The organism is Citromicrobium sp. JLT1363 (genome assembly GCF_000186705.1).
Classification (GTDB): domain Bacteria; phylum Pseudomonadota; class Alphaproteobacteria; order Sphingomonadales; family Sphingomonadaceae; genus Alteriqipengyuania.
Window position 1 is genome coordinate 145541 of sequence record NZ_AEUE01000006.1, and the last position, 16075, is coordinate 161615.

15 protein-coding genes are annotated in these 16075 nt (G+C 64.7%); 5 read left to right on the top strand and 10 right to left on the bottom strand.

Features of this window, described 5'->3' with window-relative positions:
• Positions 1–17: 17 nt before the first annotated feature.
• The 5 genes from ADAD_RS0110510 to radA are packed head-to-tail and all read right to left on the bottom strand — an operon-like array spanning position 18 to position 5190.
• On the bottom strand, positions 18–1124 hold the full coding sequence (locus tag ADAD_RS0110510) for an alanine racemase (protein WP_010413510.1): 1107 nt from the start codon (positions 1122–1124) through the stop codon (positions 18–20).
• Positions 1121–2764: an MFS transporter gene (locus tag ADAD_RS0110515; RefSeq protein ID WP_010413511.1), complete on the bottom strand. Its 1644-nt coding sequence runs from the start codon at positions 2762–2764 to the stop codon at positions 1121–1123. Before ADAD_RS0110515 ends, ADAD_RS0110510 begins: the two co-directional genes overlap by 4 nt.
• Before the next feature lie 30 nt (positions 2765–2794).
• On the bottom strand, positions 2795–3226 hold the full coding sequence (locus tag ADAD_RS0110520; protein ID WP_010413512.1) for an iron-sulfur cluster assembly scaffold protein: 432 nt from the start codon (positions 3224–3226) through the stop codon (positions 2795–2797).
• An 8-nt stretch (positions 3227–3234) separates the two neighbouring features.
• A complete protein-coding gene (locus ADAD_RS0110525; RefSeq protein WP_010413513.1) occupies positions 3235–3804 on the bottom strand; it encodes a CvpA family protein in 570 nt (189 codons plus the stop codon).
• 24 nt (positions 3805–3828) lie between these two features.
• A complete protein-coding gene (radA, locus tag ADAD_RS0110530) occupies positions 3829–5190 on the bottom strand; it encodes a DNA repair protein RadA (RefSeq protein ID WP_010413514.1) in 1362 nt (453 codons plus the stop codon).
• Positions 5191–5263: 73 nt separating this feature from the next.
• Here radA and ADAD_RS0110535 point away from each other — a divergent pair, with 73 nt between their 5' ends.
• Both ADAD_RS0110535 and ADAD_RS0110540 read left to right on the top strand, forming a co-directional pair.
• The gene (locus ADAD_RS0110535; RefSeq protein WP_010413515.1) at positions 5264–7579 is read left to right on the top strand and encodes a patatin-like protein; all 2316 of its coding nucleotides are present in this window, start codon (positions 5264–5266) and stop codon (positions 7577–7579) included.
• Between the two features lie 87 nt (positions 7580–7666).
• Positions 7667–8974, top strand: a complete 1308-nt coding sequence (locus tag ADAD_RS0110540) for a tetratricopeptide repeat protein (RefSeq protein ID WP_010413516.1) — start codon at positions 7667–7669, stop codon at positions 8972–8974.
• Between the two features lie 13 nt (positions 8975–8987).
• On the opposite strand, the gene dnaJ is transcribed toward ADAD_RS0110540, so the two are convergent.
• Both dnaJ and dnaK read right to left on the bottom strand, forming a co-directional pair.
• Positions 8988–10100, bottom strand: coding sequence for a molecular chaperone DnaJ (gene dnaJ, locus ADAD_RS0110545; RefSeq protein ID WP_010413517.1), 1113 nt, complete (start codon positions 10098–10100; stop codon positions 8988–8990).
• 84 nt (positions 10101–10184) lie between these two features.
• Positions 10185–12143 carry a molecular chaperone DnaK gene (gene dnaK / locus ADAD_RS15850; protein ID WP_033193317.1) on the bottom strand — a complete coding sequence of 653 codons (1959 nt, stop codon included), beginning with the start codon at positions 12141–12143 and terminating at the stop codon, positions 10185–10187.
• Between the two features lie 172 nt (positions 12144–12315).
• On the opposite strand from dnaK, the gene ADAD_RS0110555 reads away from it, so the two are divergent.
• The 3 genes from ADAD_RS0110555 to ADAD_RS0110565 are packed head-to-tail and all read left to right on the top strand — an operon-like array spanning position 12316 to position 13923.
• Positions 12316–12780, top strand: coding sequence for a copper chaperone PCu(A)C (locus ADAD_RS0110555; RefSeq protein ID WP_029140073.1), 465 nt, complete (start codon positions 12316–12318; stop codon positions 12778–12780).
• A gap of 37 nt (positions 12781–12817) precedes the next feature.
• On the top strand, positions 12818–13345 hold the full coding sequence (locus ADAD_RS0110560) for a hypothetical protein (protein WP_010413520.1): 528 nt from the start codon (positions 12818–12820) through the stop codon (positions 13343–13345).
• A complete protein-coding gene (locus ADAD_RS0110565; protein ID WP_010413521.1) occupies positions 13342–13923 on the top strand; it encodes a hypothetical protein in 582 nt (193 codons plus the stop codon). The genes ADAD_RS0110560 and ADAD_RS0110565 overlap by 4 nt, the downstream gene beginning before the upstream one ends.
• Before the next feature lie 99 nt (positions 13924–14022).
• Here the strand turns inward: ADAD_RS0110565 and ADAD_RS0110570 are convergent, their stop codons facing one another.
• The 3 genes from ADAD_RS0110570 to hrcA form a co-directional block, all read right to left on the bottom strand.
• The gene (locus tag ADAD_RS0110570; RefSeq protein WP_029140074.1) at positions 14023–14313 is read right to left on the bottom strand and encodes a glycine zipper domain-containing protein; all 291 of its coding nucleotides are present in this window, start codon (positions 14311–14313) and stop codon (positions 14023–14025) included.
• 68 nt (positions 14314–14381) lie between these two features.
• Entirely contained in the window at positions 14382–15011 is a 630-nt protein-coding gene (gene grpE, locus ADAD_RS0110575) for a nucleotide exchange factor GrpE (protein ID WP_010413523.1), read from the bottom strand.
• Between the two features lie 22 nt (positions 15012–15033).
• Positions 15034–16074 (bottom strand): heat-inducible transcriptional repressor HrcA, encoded by a 1041-nt coding sequence (hrcA, locus tag ADAD_RS0110580; RefSeq protein WP_010413525.1) that lies wholly within the window; start codon positions 16072–16074, stop codon positions 15034–15036.
• Position 16075 lies beyond the last annotated feature (1 nt).

Genomic DNA, 16075 nt, shown 5'->3' on the forward strand with positions numbered 1-16075 from the left:
GGGTGTGCGGCTCCGGATTAATGCTGCGCAGCATTGGGCTTAGCATCCGCAGCATTGGCAAGGCAATCCGCCTTGACGCTACGTCCGAACCGATGGCCGAGGAGGGTCAGCAATTCGTACTGCGAAAGGCCGGTGTGCCGTGCGGCATCGGGCAGGTGGTAGGGCACGTCGAGCCAGTCTCCGATGCCGATCTCCGGTGCATCCGTCAGGTCGACCACCACCATGTCCATCGAAACCTTGCCGAGCAGGCGCAGCCTCCTGCCGTCATGCAGCAGGAAGCCCCCTCCCCAGCTGCGCAGGAACCCGTCGGCATAGCCGAGCGAGACGGTGCCCACGCGCATCGGGCCCGACGCGGTAAATTCGCGATTATAGCCGACCGTATCTCCCGCCCCGATTTCGGCGATGTGGATGATCGATGCCTGCAGGTATGCGACCTGCCGGATATGCTGCGCAAGAGCGGGCGAGGGAACGCCGCCGTAAAGCGCGATGCCGGGCCGCGTCAGATCGCAGTGGTAGGCGGAGCCCAGCGCGATGCCCGCGCTGTTGGAAAGGCTTGTCTCGCGGTGTGCGATGCGTCTCTTGGCCTCTCCGAATATCGCCAGCTGCTGCGCGTTCGCAGGCGCATCCTCGTCGGCCGAAGAAAGGTGCGAGAGCAGCACGTGCACGTCCAGCGCGCGGATATCGTCCTCACCCAGCTGCGATGGCGCGACCCCGAGCCGGTTGATTCCTGTGTCGACCATCAGGTCGCATGGCCCGCCGCCGCCTTCGGTCCAGACGCGCGCCTGGTGCAGCGAATTGATGACCGGGCGCACGCCAAGCGCCCTAGCATAATCGGCTTCGGCCGCATTCACCGGACCATGCAGGACAGAAAGCCGGCCCGGCGCGACGTGCCTGAGCGCGGGCGCAACCTCGCTCCAGTGCGCTACGAAGAAATCGCGGCATCCAGCATCGCGCAGCACGGGCACGCAGATATCCGCGCCCAGGCCGTAGCAATCGGCCTTCACCGCAGCGCCCGCGCGGGCCGGTGAGGAAAGGTCGTTCAGCGCCCGCCAGTTCGCGGCAAGCGCGTCTGTATCAATGGCAAGGCGCAGAGTCGGCGGGGGAGGATCGGGGAGCGTGTTCACCGATCCTCGAAATCACGCGGCGGCCCTCCGGGCAAGCCCCACCATGCGACGACGACGCCAAAAGCGACCACGATCCACGTATACCACAGCCCGGCGTAGATATCGCCGCTGCGCGCCACGATGATCCCTGCGATCAGCGGCAGGAACCCCCCGAGGTAGCCTGCGCCGATATGATAGGGAATGGACATGGAGGAATAGCGGATCTGCGGCGGAAACATCTCCGCCAGCAGCGCCGCGACCGATCCGTAGGTCAGCGCGGAAAGCACGCCCATCACGAGCAGCAGGCCCACGATGCCGAGGATGTTCGCCAGCGGCGGAACCTGCGTGCCGAAGTCGAAGCCGCGCTGCGTCAACGCGCCGCGCATGCCCTCGCGCAGCCCTGCATCGTCACCGAACCAGCCATCGGCCAGCGCAATTCGCTCGCCGCCAACGCTCACCGCAAGGGTATCGCCTTCCTGCAGGTCGTAGCGCACGCCACTGGAGGTCAGCACGTCGAGCACCTTGCCACAGTCGCTCTGCTCGCGCCCGAACAGTTCGGCAAAGGGATCGGGCGTGCAGTCCTGCCCCGTAACTAGAACGGGGGTCCGTTCCGCCGCCGCCGCCAGGCCCGGGTTGGCAAGTGCGCCCATGCCCCAGAATATCGGGAACAGCAGGATCAGCGAAAGCCCGGCACCAAGGATGATCGGCAGCTTGCGTCCGATCCTGTCGGACCAGCGACCGATCAGGATGTAGAAGCTCATCGAGATCACGCCCGCGGCCAGCAGCATCCATTCGACCAGGCTTTCTTCGACACGCATGGGACCGCGCAGGAAAGACAGGCCGCTGAAGAAGGCGGTGTACCAGATGGTGGTGAGGACGCCCGTTATGCCGAACAGCGCGACGAATATGCGCTTCCTGTTTCCCGGATAGGTAAAGCTCTCGATGAAGGGATTGCCGCTTGTCTTCCCCTCTGCCTTCATCGCCTTGAAGACCGGGCTTTCGGACAGGCGCAGGCGCATCCACAGCGAAATCCCCAGCAGGATGATCGACAGCAAGAACGGGATGCGCCAGCCCCATGCCGCGAATTCATCCGCCGGGATCAGCGCGCGACAGGTGATCACCACCGCGATCGACAGCGCGAAGCCGCCGACCACGCTCGCCTGGATGAAGCTGGTGTAGAAGCCGCGCTTTTCCGGCGGCGCATGTTCGGCCACGTAGATTGCCGCGCCGCCGTATTCTCCGCCCAGCGCCAGCCCCTGCAGGATGCGCAGGGAGATGACGATGATCGGCGCGGCGATGCCGATGCTCGCCGCGCTGGGGATCAGGCCGACGCCAGCGGTGGCGATGCCCATCAGTGTTACGGTGACCAGGAAGGTATACTTGCGCCCCAGCCTGTCGCCCAGAAAGCCGAACAGGATCGCACCCAGCGGGCGGAAACCGAAGCCGACCGCGAAGCCGGCCCAGACCAGAAGGATTTGCAGGGTCTCGTTGCCCGCAGGAAAGAACGCCGCGCCGATCAACCCGGCAAGCGTGCCGTAGATGAAGAAATCGTACCATTCGAAGATGGTGCCGGCGGAACTCGCCGCGATGACGAGACGGATTTCCCTATCGGTCGGCTCACGCGTAGTGGCAGCCGCCGCGGCAGCGCTGGTTTCGGACATGTCCCCCCCTTCCGTTTTTTGCGGAGGGTTTTAGCGCGCGTGCGGCGCCTTGCAAAGCGCGTCCACCGCCGCCTTCCAGGGCATGAGGATCGCGCCGTGGCGCGCGGGATAGGCCCGTGCGGGCGCCAGCACCGCGATACCCGGCCAGCGTGGCTGCGCGCCCTCGCCTTCCTCACCCAGCCAGGTCTCTATTTCTCCGAGAGCGGCGAGCATTTCTTCCGCGCCGCGTCCCCGCGCCTCGCGCGCGAACACCGCTGCGGATGCCTGGCCGATGGCACAGGCGGACAGCGCAAGACCCAGCGCGTCCACCCTGTCCGCCGGATCCAGCGACAGGTCGAGCGTGAGCGTGCTGCCACAGGTGGCCGAGCGCGCCTCTGCGCTGATCTGCGGCGACGGCAGGCGCGGGTAATCTGCCAGCTCGACCGCAAGCGCGAGAATTTCAGGGGTATAGAGCTTGCTCACGCGGGCGCTTACTCGGATGCCGATTCGCCGGTGACGGCCCCGTCCTCGGCCCCGTCTTCAACCCCGGCATCATCCCCGGCTCTCAGCGCTCTCCGGCTGTCGCGGATATAGCCGACCAGTTGTTCGCTTCCGGCATTGATGGACGGGTAGGTGCGCGCGTTCTGAATCCAGCTTGGCCGGCCTTCGTACCCCCACACCGTATCGTAGCCGAGTACCAGCAGGGAGAAGCCGATCACCACGATGATCGCGCCCTTGATCGCGCCGAAGCCGAAGCCCAGCACCCGGTCGAGCGGGCCGAGCAGCGAATCGCGTGCCTTGGTTCCGATCAGCGATGCGATCAGCCGCATTGCACCGTACGGGATCAGCAGCAGCAGCGCGAAGGCGAGGATGGCCGATGTGGTGGGCGTGCCGAAGCGCGGCTCGATGAATTGCTGCAGCGGCGTATGCAGCTGCTGGATGGCAAGGATCGCCAGCACCCATGCCGCAAGCGAGAGGATTTCCTGCACGAAGCCACGCATGAAGCCGCCGACGGCGGCGATTGCCACGATCAGCAACACGATGATGTCGAACCCGGTCATTGCCTTCCGTTTACCACGCTTTTGTTATCGCATCACGCGATCGACAAGTTGGCCGAGCTGCCTAAATCCACCGAATTGAATGTCCAGTGAAGCCTTTTCTTCGCGCAAGGGCCCGTACGCGCTTTCGAACCCCAGCTTGGCGGCCTCGCGCAACCGCAGGCCTGAGTGGGCGACGGGACGGATCTCTCCCGCCAGGGACACCTCGCCGAACCATACCGACCGGTCGGGCAGCGGCCTGTCCGCCAGCGCGGAAACCAGCGCTGCGGCCACCGCAAGGTCTGCCGCAGGGTCTGCCAGTCGATAGCCGCCGGCCACGTTGAGATAGACCTCCGCCGAGCTGAAATTCAGCCCGCAGCGCGACTCGAGCACCGCGAGCAGCATGGCCAGGCGGCCATTGTCCCACCCCACCACCGCACGGCGCGGGGTGGCGCCCGATTGCAGCTTCACGATCAGGGCCTGAATCTCGACCAGCACGGGCCGCGTGCCCTCCATCGCCGGGAACACCGCGCTGCCCGCCAGCGGCGCGTCGCGTCCGGACAGGAACAGCATCGACGGGTTCTCCACCTCCTCCAGCCCCTCGGTCGCCATGGCGAAGACGCCGATCTCGTCCACGGCGCCGAACCGGTTCTTGAGAGCGCGCAGGATGCGGTACTGGTGGCTGCGCTCCCCCTCGAAGCTCATCACCACGTCGACCATGTGTTCCAGGACGCGCGGCCCGGCGATATTGCCGTCCTTGGTGACGTGGCCGACCAGCACCAGCGCGGTGCCCCGCTCCTTGGCATATCTGATCAGCTCGAACGCGCAGCCGCGCACCTGGCTTACCGTGCCCGGCGCACCCTCGATCGTGTCGGAATACATCGTCTGGATCGAATCGACGACCAGCAGGTCCGGTGGCTCACCCGCGCCCAGAGTGGTCAGGATATCGCGGACATTGGTGCTGGAAGCGAGGCGTACCGGCTCGTTCGCCAGGCCGAGCCGTTCCGCGCGCAGCCGGACCTGAGCCGAAGCCTCTTCCCCGCTGACATAGACCACATCGCCGCCCTTGCGCGCGATCGATCCGGCCGTCTGCAACAGCAGCGTGGACTTGCCGATGCCCGGATCGCCGCCGATCAGGATCGCGGCGCCCGGCACCAGCCCGCCGCCCAGCGCGCGATCGAATTCCTTGAGGCCGGTGGTGGCGCGCTTGGGCGGCTCCACCGGATCGCTCAGCGAGACGAATTCGAGCCGTCGCCCGCCGCCCGAAAGATCGTGCTTCTGGCTGAAGACAGTCGCGGGCGCATCCTCGACCAGAGTGTTCCATTCCGCGCAGTCGGCGCACTGCCCCTGCCAGCGCGGGGAGACCGCGCCGCAAGCCTGGCAGACATAGCGTTTCTTCGGTTTGGCCATAAGCGTGGACCTAAGCAGAACATTTACGGAACGCAAGTTGCCTTCGAGCCTCCTGCCCCGCTAGAATACAAGCATGCGCCAGAAGGAACTGAGGATCGGACTCGTCTGCTACGGCGGCGTGAGCCTTGCGGTGTACATGCACGGCGTCACCAAGGAGGTCTGGAACCTCGCCCGCGCCAGTCGCAGCTTTCATTCCGGCGCGCCCACAGGCAGCGGCGTGGCCGCGATCTATCGCGAGTTGCTGGAAACGCTGGTCGACAAGCACGAGTTGCGGCTGCGGGTTCTGCCCGACATCCTGAGCGGGGCGAGCGCAGGCGGCATAAACGCGGTGTTCCTGGCGCAGGCGATTCACTCGGGCCGCTCGCTCGAACCGCTGACCGATCTGTGGCTCGACAATGCGGATATCGACCGGCTGACGGCCGAAGACGCGCGAATGGGCTGGCGCTTCGCCAAGGTCTGGGCGCAGCCGATCGCCAATTTCGTGCTCAAGCGGCCGGGCAATCTGGTGTCCGAAAGCGTGGCGCCCGAAACGCGGGCCGAGGTGCGCGAAAAGGTGTCGAAGCTGGTTCGCGGGCGCTGGTTCGCCCCGCCCTTTTCGGGTGAGAGCATGTCCGGCATGCTGATCGAGGCATTGGAAGCGATGGATGGCGCTCTGGCCGACGGGCCGCTGCTGCCGCCCGATCACCCTATCGACCTCTACGTGCCGACCACGGATTTCCACGGCTATCTCGCGCGACTGCGCCTGAACAGCCCGCCGGTGGTGCAGGAAAGCGAGCATCGCATGCCGATTTCCTTCACCGCGAGGACGCCGAATGTTGCAGGCGCGTGGCTTGCCGACCCGCTGGAACTCGTGTTCGCCGCGCGCGCCACCGCGAGCTTCCCGGGGGCCTTCCCGCCCTTGCAGGTGAGCGAGATCGACACGCTGGCCGAGGATTTCGACCGCTCGTGGTCCAACCGCGACGCCTTCCTGCGGCGGATCATGCCGGCCCATTTCGAAGATGACTCGGTCAACGGCGTGTCGCTGATCGACGGGTCGGTGCTGGTCAACCGCCCCTTCGAAGGCGCGATCGAGGCATTGCGCGGTCGCCCCGCCGTACGCGAGGTGGAGCGCCGCTTCGTCTACATCGATCCCCGGCCAGACAGGTATCAGCGCGACGAGGATCGCAAGCACGCCGCCGTCGGCTTTTTCGAGAACATCTTCGGCTCGCTCTCCACGCTCCCGCGTGAACAGCCGATCCGCGATAACCTGGAACTGATTGCCGAACAGTCCCGCCATGCGGCGCGCCTCCAGTCGATGATCGTCGAGCTGCGTCCGCAAGTGGAAGCGGCGGTCGAGAAGCTGTTCGACCGCACGGTGTTCTTCGACCGGCCCACGCCCAAACGCCTCGCCAACTGGCGCCAGAAAGCGCAGCAGGCGGCGGCCGAGCAGGCGGGCTACACCTTCGCGGGCTATGCCGAACTGAAGTTCGTGGGTATTCTGGAACGGCTCGCGGAGCTGGTGCGCAAGGCTGCGCCGAAGGATGCCGAGGCCGATACGCAGGTGATAGCCTCGCGCCTGCGCGATGCCCTGCGCGAACGCGGGCTCGAAAGCCTGGTCGGGCCTAGTGGTGGCGCCAGCGAGGAAGCCATAAGCTTCTTCCGCAGCTTCGACCTAGCGTTCCGCATCCGGCGCCTGCGCCTGCTCGCCCGGCGTACCGCGCGCGACTGGGAAGCCGACCCCGAAATTCCCAACGACGCGCTCGATCTGGCGCGCGAGGGCATCTACGCGGTTCTCGCCGACTATTTCGAGCGCGATGGGATCGAACCGCTGGGCGCAGAATTCGTCCGCCTCTCGCGCGATGCGATGGAAAACCCCGGCGCCGTCCTCGATCACGTGGCCCAGGTCCGTAACCTGCAGGAGCTGGATCTCAAGGCAGAGGCCGCCCTTTCGAATGCGCTGAGCGACATGCCGCGCAACCTGCGCCGCCGCATGATGTATGCCTATCTCGGCTTCCCGTTCTACGACGTCGCCACGCTGCCGATTTTGGGCACGCAGGGGATGAACGAGTTCGAACCTGTCAAGGTCGACCGGATCAGCCCCGAGGATGCGCAGGCGATCCGCGAAGGCGGAGCGAGCGCAACCTTGCGCGGTATCGAGTTCTACGATTTCGGCGCATTCTTCAGCCGCGCCTACCGCGAGAACGACTATCTGTGGGGTCGGCTCCATGGGGCCGAACGGATGATCGACCTGATCTGGTCCACCGTCGATGCGCCGACCGATGGCGGCCTTTCGAAGCAGTTCAAGCGTCAGGCGTTCCTCGCCATTCTGGACGAGGAGGAGGATCGGCTCACCGCTGACAAGGGGCTGCTGAAACGGATCAGGGGCGAGATAGCCGAACGGCTCGGCTAACGGCAATTGTCATCCCTGCGCGCGATGACGGCGCTATATTTGCGGGAAATCCATGCGCATTGCGCACTAACCAGAGGGTTTCCTGCTGTGCGAAAATTCCTGTTTGCCGCCGCCGCGTGTCTGGCCCTTTCCGCCCCGGACGCGGTCTTTGCGCAGGAACCGCTCAACCTGACCGAACAGGCGATCGCGGATTTCTTCGCCCAGCGCGATGTGAAGCGAAAGCAGGTGAGTGCCGAGAACGGCGATCCCTACTCGATGGTCTGGCTGGCCGACGAGATCCAGAAGCAGACGGGCGGTGACTGGATCACGGCAAAGGAAATCGTGCCCTTCCGGGTGAAGATGTACATGGGCGCAATCCAAGCGGGGTATGCTCCGGCCTATGATCGCATGGCGAAGATGGTGCTGGAAGGGCACCTGCCGGAAGGCACCAAGATGGATGCGCTGGATTTCTACCGCCAGGGTGCGGAGCTTGGCGATGTCGACAGCATCATCGGTTACGCCAGGATGGCGCAGGACGCGTCCATCTGCTCGATCTGCAGCAAGGACGACGAGGGCGAATTGCTGCTCGCCTACGACGACCAGGCCGATGGCGAGAAGCGGACCCTGATGGAACTCGCCGCCGCTTCGAGGGACAAGCGCGAAGCAGCGGCAAGGGCCTACGAAAGGGAGCGTTTCGAGTTCGCGAACACGGCAATCGCGCTGCTTTCCTCCGATGCCGCCGCTGACGAATCCGCCGCTCAGGACCGGCTGGCGCGCATCTACCTCAACGGGATCAAGCGCCCGGCGCTGACCCGCTATGCTTCGTACGAGAGCGGGGATCGGGAATACTACATCCTCCGTCCGGAACCGGCCAAGGCGAAGCCGATACTGGAGCGAATGGCGGCGAAGAACGACCGACCCGCGCTTCAGCTGCTAGCCGACCTGTACCTCGTCGGAAGCTATGACGGATTTCCGCAGGACCGTGCCCGGTTCATCAAATACGCCAGCCAGGCCGCCGACGGGGGCGACATGGCATTCGCTTACAAGCTTGGGCATACGATGGTCGCCGGGCAGCCTTTCGGGACCGATTTCGATGTTGGCGCCAAGTATCTGTACATGGCGCATCAGGCCGGGCGCGCCGATGCGACGCTGGATCTGGCCTTCATGTTTTCCGAAGGGCGCGGCGTGCCCCAGAACATGACGACGAGCCTGGCCCTGTTCGAAGAGGCGGCCAATCGCGGTTCTGCAAAAGCGGCCCAGTTCCTCGCCGATTACTGGCGCGAGGGAATGGGGGGGACGATCAATCCCCTGAGAGCCAGCGTATGGCAGAAGAAAGCGGACGAGCTGAAGGCCAACGAAGCGCGCGGTGCGGAGACGATGGAGCTGATGAAGCAGATCACGAACAGCGGGTCCTAACGCAGACCCCGACCTAGCCGCCGAAAGCATCCTTGATCCGGTCGAAGAAACCGCGACTCTCCGGGCACTCCTCGCCCGTTTCGGTTTCGCGGAATTCCTCGAGGATCTCGCGCTGCTTCTTGGAAAGCTTGGTCGGCGTTTCCACGGTGATCTCCGCCACCAGGTCGCCCCGCCCGCGCCCTTGCAGCACGGGCATGCCCGCACCGCGGCGGCGCAGCTGCTTGCCCGACTGGATGCCCGCAGGAATGTCCACCGTGTTGCTCGACCCGTCGAGATCGGGAATCTCGATCCTGCCGCCAAGCGCGGCGGTGGTGAAGCTGATCGGCACCCGCGCGATCAGGTTCGATCCCTCCCGCGCGAAGACGGCGTGCTGGCGAACGTGGATGAAAATGTAGAGGTCGCCCGAAGGCGCGCCGCGCGGGCCCGCCTCGCCCTTGCCGGACAGGCGGATGCGCGTGCCCGTATCGACGCCGGGCGGAATATCGACCGAAAGCGATTGCGGCGCATCGACCCGCCCGTCGCCGCGGCAATTGTGGCACGGCGTCTCGATCACCTCGCCGCGTCCGTGGCAGTTGGGGCATGGCCGCTCGACCACGAACAGGCCCTGCTGCGCGCGCACCTTGCCGTAACCCGCGCAGACATTGCAGGCGCGCGTGCCCGTGCCAGGCTCTGCGCCGGTGCCGGTGCACACTTCGCACTGCTGCGAAACCTCGATCTCGATCGTGGTGGACTTGCCGTGAAACGCTTCTTCCAGCGTGATTTCCAGATCGTAGCGCAGATCCGCCCCGCGCCGCGCATTCTGGCGCATGCCGCCGAAGGCGCTGCCGAAGATGGTTTCGAAGATATCGCCGATATCGCCGAAATCGGCATGATGGCCGCTGCCACCTCCACCGCCCTGCTGAAAGGCGGCATGGCCGTACTGATCGTAAGCCGCGCGCTTCTGCGGGTCCTTCAGCACCTCGTAGGCCGCGCCCACCGCCTTGAAGCGGGCTTCCGCCTCGGCATCGCCGGGATTGCGATCAGGGTGATACTGCATCGCCATCTTGCGATAGGCGGATTTGATTTCGGCCGCGTCCGCACCGCGGGACACGCCGAGCAATTCGTAAAGATCGGTTTCGGAAGCCATTACCTAGAAAATCGCCGCAACCCATAAAGGAGGTGCCGCGCAAACCCTGAAAGTCTGCGCGGCACCATTATTCAACACGCCCGATCAGGCCCGGCCAGCGTCGCCGCTGTCGCCTTCGCTACCCGCGCTGTCGTCGACTTCGGAGAATTCGGCGTCGACCACGTCGTCATCCTGCGAGGCGGCTGCTGCGCCCTCGCCGCTGGCTGCATCGCCCGCGCCGGTCGCCTGTTCCTTCTCGTAGATCTGCTGGCCCATCTTCATGGCGACTTCGGTGAGCGCCTGAGCCTTCGCGTTGATGGCGTCGACATCGTCGCTTTCCAGCGCGGTCTTCGTCTCGGCGATAGCCGCTTCGACATCGGACTTGAGGCCGGCGTCGATCTTGTCGCCGTTCTCTTCCAGCTGCTTCTGCGTCGCGTGGACGAGGTTGTCCGCCTGGTTGCGCGCTTCGGCAGCTTCGCGCCGCTTCTTGTCCTCTTCGGCGAACTTTTCGGCATCCTTGACCATCGATTCGATGTCATTGTCCGAAAGGCCGCCAGAGGCCTGGATGCGGATCTGCTGTTCCTTGCCCGTGCCCTTGTCCTTTGCGGACACGTTCACGATGCCGTTCGCATCGATGTCGAACGTGACTTCCACCTGCGGCACGCCGCGCGGAGCGGGCGGAATGCCGACGAGGTCGAACTGGCCGAGCAGCTTGTTGTCGGCCGCCATCTCGCGTTCGCCCTGGAACACGCGGATCGTAACCGCCTGCTGGTTGTCCTCGGCGGTCGAGTAGGTCTGCGTCTTCTTGGTCGGGATCGTGGTGTTGCGGTCGATCATCTTGGTCATGATCCCGCCCAGCGTTTCGATACCCAGCGAAAGCGGGGTGACGTCGAGCAGCAGCACGTCCTTGACGTCGCCCTGCAGGACGCCCGCCTGAATGGCGGCACCCATCGCCACGACTTCGTCCGGGTTCACGCCGGTATGCGGCTTCTTGCCGAAGAACTGCTCAACCGTCTCGCGGACCTTGGGCATGCGGGTCATCCCGCCGACCAGGATCACCTCGTCGATGCCATCGGCCTTGAGCCCGGCATCTTCGAGCGCCTTCTTGCACGGCTCCAGCGTGCGCTTCACCAGATCGCCCACCAGCTGCTCCAGCTTGGAGCGGGTCAGCGTTTCGACGAGATGCAGCGGGGTGGAACTGCCGCCTTCCATGCGCGCGGTGATGAAGGGCAGGTTCACTTCGGTCTGCTGCGCGCTCGAAAGCTCGATCTTCGCCTTTTCGGCGGATTCCTTGAGACGCTGCAGGGCCAGCTTGTCCTGCCGAAGGTCCATGTTTTCCTTCTGCTGGAACTGGTCGGCCAGATATTCGACGATCGCGGAGTCGAAGTCTTCACCGCCCAGGAAGGTGTCGCCGTTGGTCGACTTCACTTCGAACACGCCGTCGCCGACTTCGAGGATCGAAATATCGAACGTACCGCCGCCAAGGTCGTAGACCGCGATGGTCTTGTTCTCATCCTTGTCGAGCCCGTAGGCGAGCGCGGCCGCAGTCGGCTCGTTGATGATGCGCAGGACTTCCAGCCCCGCGATCTGGCCGGCGTCCTTGGTCGCCTGACGCTGCGCGTCGTTGAAGTACGCAGGCACGGTGATGACGGCCTGCTTCACGTCTTCGCCAAGATAGCTCTCGGCGGTTTCCTTCATCTTCTGCAGGATGAAGGCGGAAATCTGGCTCGGCGAATATTCGTTGCCGCCCGCTTCGACCCATGCATCGCCGTTGTTGCCCTTGACGATGTCGTAGGGGACGAGCTCCATGTCCTTCTTGGTCATGGGATCTTCGAACCGGCGCCCGATCAGGCGCTTGACGGCGAAGACGGTGTTGTCCGGGTTGGTGACGGCCTGGCGCTTGGCAGGCTGACCGATCAGCCGCTCGTTATCCTTGGTGAAGGCCACGATCGACGGCGTGGTGCGCGCACCTTCCGCATTCTCGATGACCTTGGGCTTGCCGCCATCCATGACCGCGACACACGAATTGGTCGTACCGAGGTCGATACCGATTACTTTTGCCATGATACCCCGCATCCTATTGGCTTCGTTGGACACTGCCCCTCGCACCGCCCCGTCCAAGGGCGCGGTGCTCGGCAGCTCAGTTCAGGTCGCGGATATAGGTGCGCTTGTTCTTGGCACAAGAGAGCGTTGCGCCTAGTCGTGAAGCGGGACGACACGACAGGGAGAGCGTGAAATGAAATCCGTTATCGCAGCAGCCGCACTGGGCATGGCCACCATCGCACTGGCCGCATGCTCCGAAGAGCCCGCCGAAACCGAGGAAGCGGCCGCGCCGCTCGTCGCGACCGAGGGCCGCCTGTTCCTGCCCGCGGTCGAGGGCAATCCGGGCGTGGTCTATTTCGAGCTTGAGAACACCAGCGACCGGGCCATCTCGGTCCGCCGCGCGGACGTGGAAGGCGCGGCCAGCGCCGAATTGCACGATTACATGGAATACGACGATTCCGAGATGGGATCGATCGGCATCGTGACCGTACAGCCGGGCGAAACCACCAGCTTCACGCCGGGCGATCTGCACGTGATGGCGTTCGAGCTCGATCCCTCGCTGGAGGCGGGCAACACCACCAAGGTCACGCTGACCATGGCGGGCGGATCGACGATGGACTTCGACGCGGAGATCATGCCCGCCGACGCGGAACGCTGAGCGGTCCGATCGAAAGCACGGCGATTCGACGAGCGACATGAAGCACCCGATCGACGCCGATACGCAGCAAAAGCCGGTCGCTCCCTGCCCCGCTGGCGGGGAGCGTCCGCTGACCGAAGGCGAGGTCGCTCTGGCGCAGAGCGTGTTCGGCAACGCCATCGATTATCGCAAGGTCACGATCCGGCGGCGCAAATGGGCGTTCTTTCAGCCCAGGAACACCACCATGGCTCCGCGCGGCCACCTGCATTTTCACCCGGACGCGGCAGGCTATTGCGACGATTTTGCGAAGGGCAACCACCAGCGGCAGGGGCACTTCATTCACGAGATGACGCATGTGTGGCAGACGCAGACCAGGGGCGAATGGTATCTGCCACTGCATCGCCACCCATGGTGCCGCTACGATTACAGCCTGAAGCCGGGCTGGAGCCTCGAAAAATATGGCATCGAACAGCAGGCCGAAATCGTGAAACACGCCTTCTGGCTGCGCAACGGCGTGCGCGTTGCGGGCATCGCCAACCGCGAGGCATATGATCTGCTGGTGCGGTTTCCGGGTGCCAACCCGTGACCGAGTTCGAATTCATCTTCGCGCTCTATGCGCTGCTTCTGGGCCTTTCGCTGGTCGAGGTTCTGTCCGGGCTGGGCCGCACGCTGGAACTGCGCTTCGCCAGGGATGCGGGCGATACCGGCGGAGAGAGTTTCTCGATCGGCTGGCTTACTCCGCTGCTCGCCGTGTTCGTCATCCTCGACCTGCTGTCGTTCTGGATGTTCTCCTGGAGCGTACAGCCTCTGGTGAAGGTCGATGCCCGGACGCTTCTTGGCGTGGTGTGTTTCGCAAGCGCCTATTATCTTGCGGCGCGGCTCGTCTTCCCGACCGATCCGGAGCGATTCCGCAATCTGGACACGCACTACTTCCGCGTGTGCCGCACGGTTCTGGGGATGCTCATCGCGCTCGTGTTCGTGCAATGGGCCTACCTGCTCAGCATCGAGCAGGTCCGCGATCAGATCATGACGGCCACATCGATCGTCCTGACGTTGGTGCTGCTGGGCCTGATGGGAATCCTGATGGTCGTGAGGAACCAGCGCGTTCATGCCATCGTGCTGGTCGCGCTCTGCGTGCGCTACGTGGTGGTGTACCTGCAATAGAACGCCAGATCGGCAGCTTGGACGAAACCCGCTGCCCGCACGAAAAAGGGCCGCCCCACACTTGGGACGGCCCTTTTCTCGAATTGCTGAACCGCGTGGTTAGCGCGGGTCGGCGGGATAGCCGCGCGTACCGAAGCAATCCTCGTCCAGATAACCGTCGCGGTCATAGCCATCGCAGCCATCGTTCTTGTCGACGAAATAGCCGGCCAGCGCGCCCGCTGCCGCACCCGCGAGTGCGTAGCGCGTGATATCACCACCGGTGACGGCCGCCACACCGGCGCCAAGAGCCGCACCGCCAAGGCCGCCCTCGGCCGAATAATTCTCGGCACAGGCACCAAGCGCAAGCGCGGAAATCATGGCGACGGGGATTAGGGCGAGACGATTCTTCATCGGTGGTACTCCTTTGAACCTGATGAAGTCTCAAAGGATAAGCGGCTGCCCGGTTCCTGATTTGTGAGTCAGTCCGGCTTTTTTGCCACACCGACCAGCGCAGGGCGCAGAAGGCGATCCTTGATGAGATAGCCTGCCTGCATCTCCTGAATCACGGTGCCCGGGTCCGCATCCTCGCTGGGAATCTCCATCATCGCCTGATGCACATTGGGATCCAGCGGCAGGCCCATGGCCGCCACACGCGTGACCCCGTGCTGGCTGAAGACACGCTCCAGTTCGCGCTGGGTCGCCTCGATCCCGGCCACCAGGCTCTTGAATTTGTCGTCCTCGCGCAGCTCCTGCGGGATGGATTCGATCGCCCGGACCAGATTGTCCGACACCGACAGGATATCGCGGGCAAAGCCGGTCGCGGCGTAGGAGCGCGTATCGGCGATGTCCTTTTCCATGCGCCGCCGCACGTTCTGCGTCTCGGCGCGCGCGTACAGGACTTCCTGCCGCGCGGTATCCAGATCGCCCTTCAGCTTGCCGATCGTCTCGGCCAGCTTCGCCGTATCGTCCGAGCCAGCCTCGTCCTCGGCGTCGTCGTCGCTCTGGTCGCGCAGATGCTCGGGGACCCCGGCCAATTGCTTTTCGGCTTCCTCGTCCAGCATTTCGCGGCCCTCTGCGGGCTCTTCTTTCGGGTTCTTCTCGTCTTGCATAGGTCTCGTGAAAACTGCCCTGTTAGCCGGTCAATCTCCCCAGGGATTGCGCGGTGAAATCGACCATGGGAACGATGCGTGCGTAGTTCAAGCGCGTGGGGCCGATAACCCCTAGAACGCCCACTATGTTCCCGTCGCGGTCGTGGAAGGGCGAGGCGATAACAGAGGAACCGCTGAGCGCGAAGAGGCGATTTTCGCTGCCTATGTATATCCGCGTAGCCCGCGCCTTGCGCGCCCGTTCCAGCACATCGGCGACCGCCCGCTTGTTCTCCAGTTCGTCCAGCAATTGCCGCACGCGTTCCACATCGCCGACGGCTTCGTCGTCGAGCAGCTTGGCCTGGCCTCGCACGATCAGCACGGAACTGCGATCGGGCGTCTCGCTCCACATCGCGATGCCGCGGCGGACCAGATCCTTGCTCGCTTCGTCCAGCTCGCTGCGCCCACCGGCGATCTCCGCCTCGATATCCTTCAGCGCCTCGCCGAGGCTGCGATTGGCCATGCGGGCGGAAAGATAGTTGGAGGCCTGCGAGAGTGCGCTCGCATCCATGCCCTCCATCTCGATCAGGCGATTTTCGATCTGGCCGTTCTGGTCGACCAGCACAGCCAGCGCGCGGTTCGCGTCGAGCGGCAGGAAATTCATCTGCGCCAGCCGTCGTTCGGACGTCGGGACGAAGACCATGCCCGCCGCACCGGACAGGTCGGACAGCATGGCGCTCGCCGCCTCGAGCCGGGCTTCCAGCGGACCGGGATCGCCCAGCTTCGCCTCGATCGCGTGGCGCTCCTGCTCGCTGGGCTGGGTAATCTGCATCATCCCGTCGACGAACAGGCGCAGGCCGCTCTCTGTGGGCTTGCGCCCGGCGGACACATGCGGCGCGGCCAGCAGGCCCAGCTTTTCGAGGTCCGCCAGCACGCTGCGGATCGAGGCGGGCGAGAGGTCCACCGCCCCGCCCTCGGCCAGTGTCTTAGAGCCGACCGGCTGCCCCGTCGCCAGATACTGTTCCACCACCACGCGGAAGATGTCGCGCGTGCGGGCGGTCAGTTCGGTCAGCGGCGGGGTGCTCATC

What these genes read in the sequence shown, in the direction of transcription:
- ADAD_RS0110515 (WP_010413511.1), bottom strand. Translation starts at nt 2,764, where the DNA reads ATGTCCGAAACCAGCGCTGCCGCGGCGGCTGCCACTACGCGTGAGCCG.
- ADAD_RS0110525 (WP_010413513.1), bottom strand. Translation starts at nt 3,804, where the DNA reads ATGACCGGGTTCGACATCATCGTGTTGCTGATCGTGGCAATCGCCGCC.
- radA (WP_010413514.1), bottom strand. Translation starts at nt 5,190, where the DNA reads ATGGCCAAACCGAAGAAACGCTATGTCTGCCAGGCTTGCGGCGCGGTC.
- ADAD_RS0110535 (WP_010413515.1), top strand. Translation starts at nt 5,264, where the DNA reads ATGCGCCAGAAGGAACTGAGGATCGGACTCGTCTGCTACGGCGGCGTG.
- dnaJ (WP_010413517.1), bottom strand. Translation starts at nt 10,100, where the DNA reads ATGGCTTCCGAAACCGATCTTTACGAATTGCTCGGCGTGTCCCGCGGT.
- dnaK (WP_033193317.1), bottom strand. Translation starts at nt 12,143, where the DNA reads ATGGCAAAAGTAATCGGTATCGACCTCGGTACGACCAATTCGTGTGTC.
- ADAD_RS0110555 (WP_029140073.1), top strand. Translation starts at nt 12,316, where the DNA reads ATGAAATCCGTTATCGCAGCAGCCGCACTGGGCATGGCCACCATCGCA.
- ADAD_RS0110560 (WP_010413520.1), top strand. Translation starts at nt 12,818, where the DNA reads ATGAAGCACCCGATCGACGCCGATACGCAGCAAAAGCCGGTCGCTCCC.
- ADAD_RS0110570 (WP_029140074.1), bottom strand. Translation starts at nt 14,313, where the DNA reads ATGAAGAATCGTCTCGCCCTAATCCCCGTCGCCATGATTTCCGCGCTT.
- grpE (WP_010413523.1), bottom strand. Translation starts at nt 15,011, where the DNA reads ATGCAAGACGAGAAGAACCCGAAAGAAGAGCCCGCAGAGGGCCGCGAA.
- hrcA (WP_010413525.1), bottom strand. Translation starts at nt 16,074, where the DNA reads ATGAGCACCCCGCCGCTGACCGAACTGACCGCCCGCACGCGCGACATC.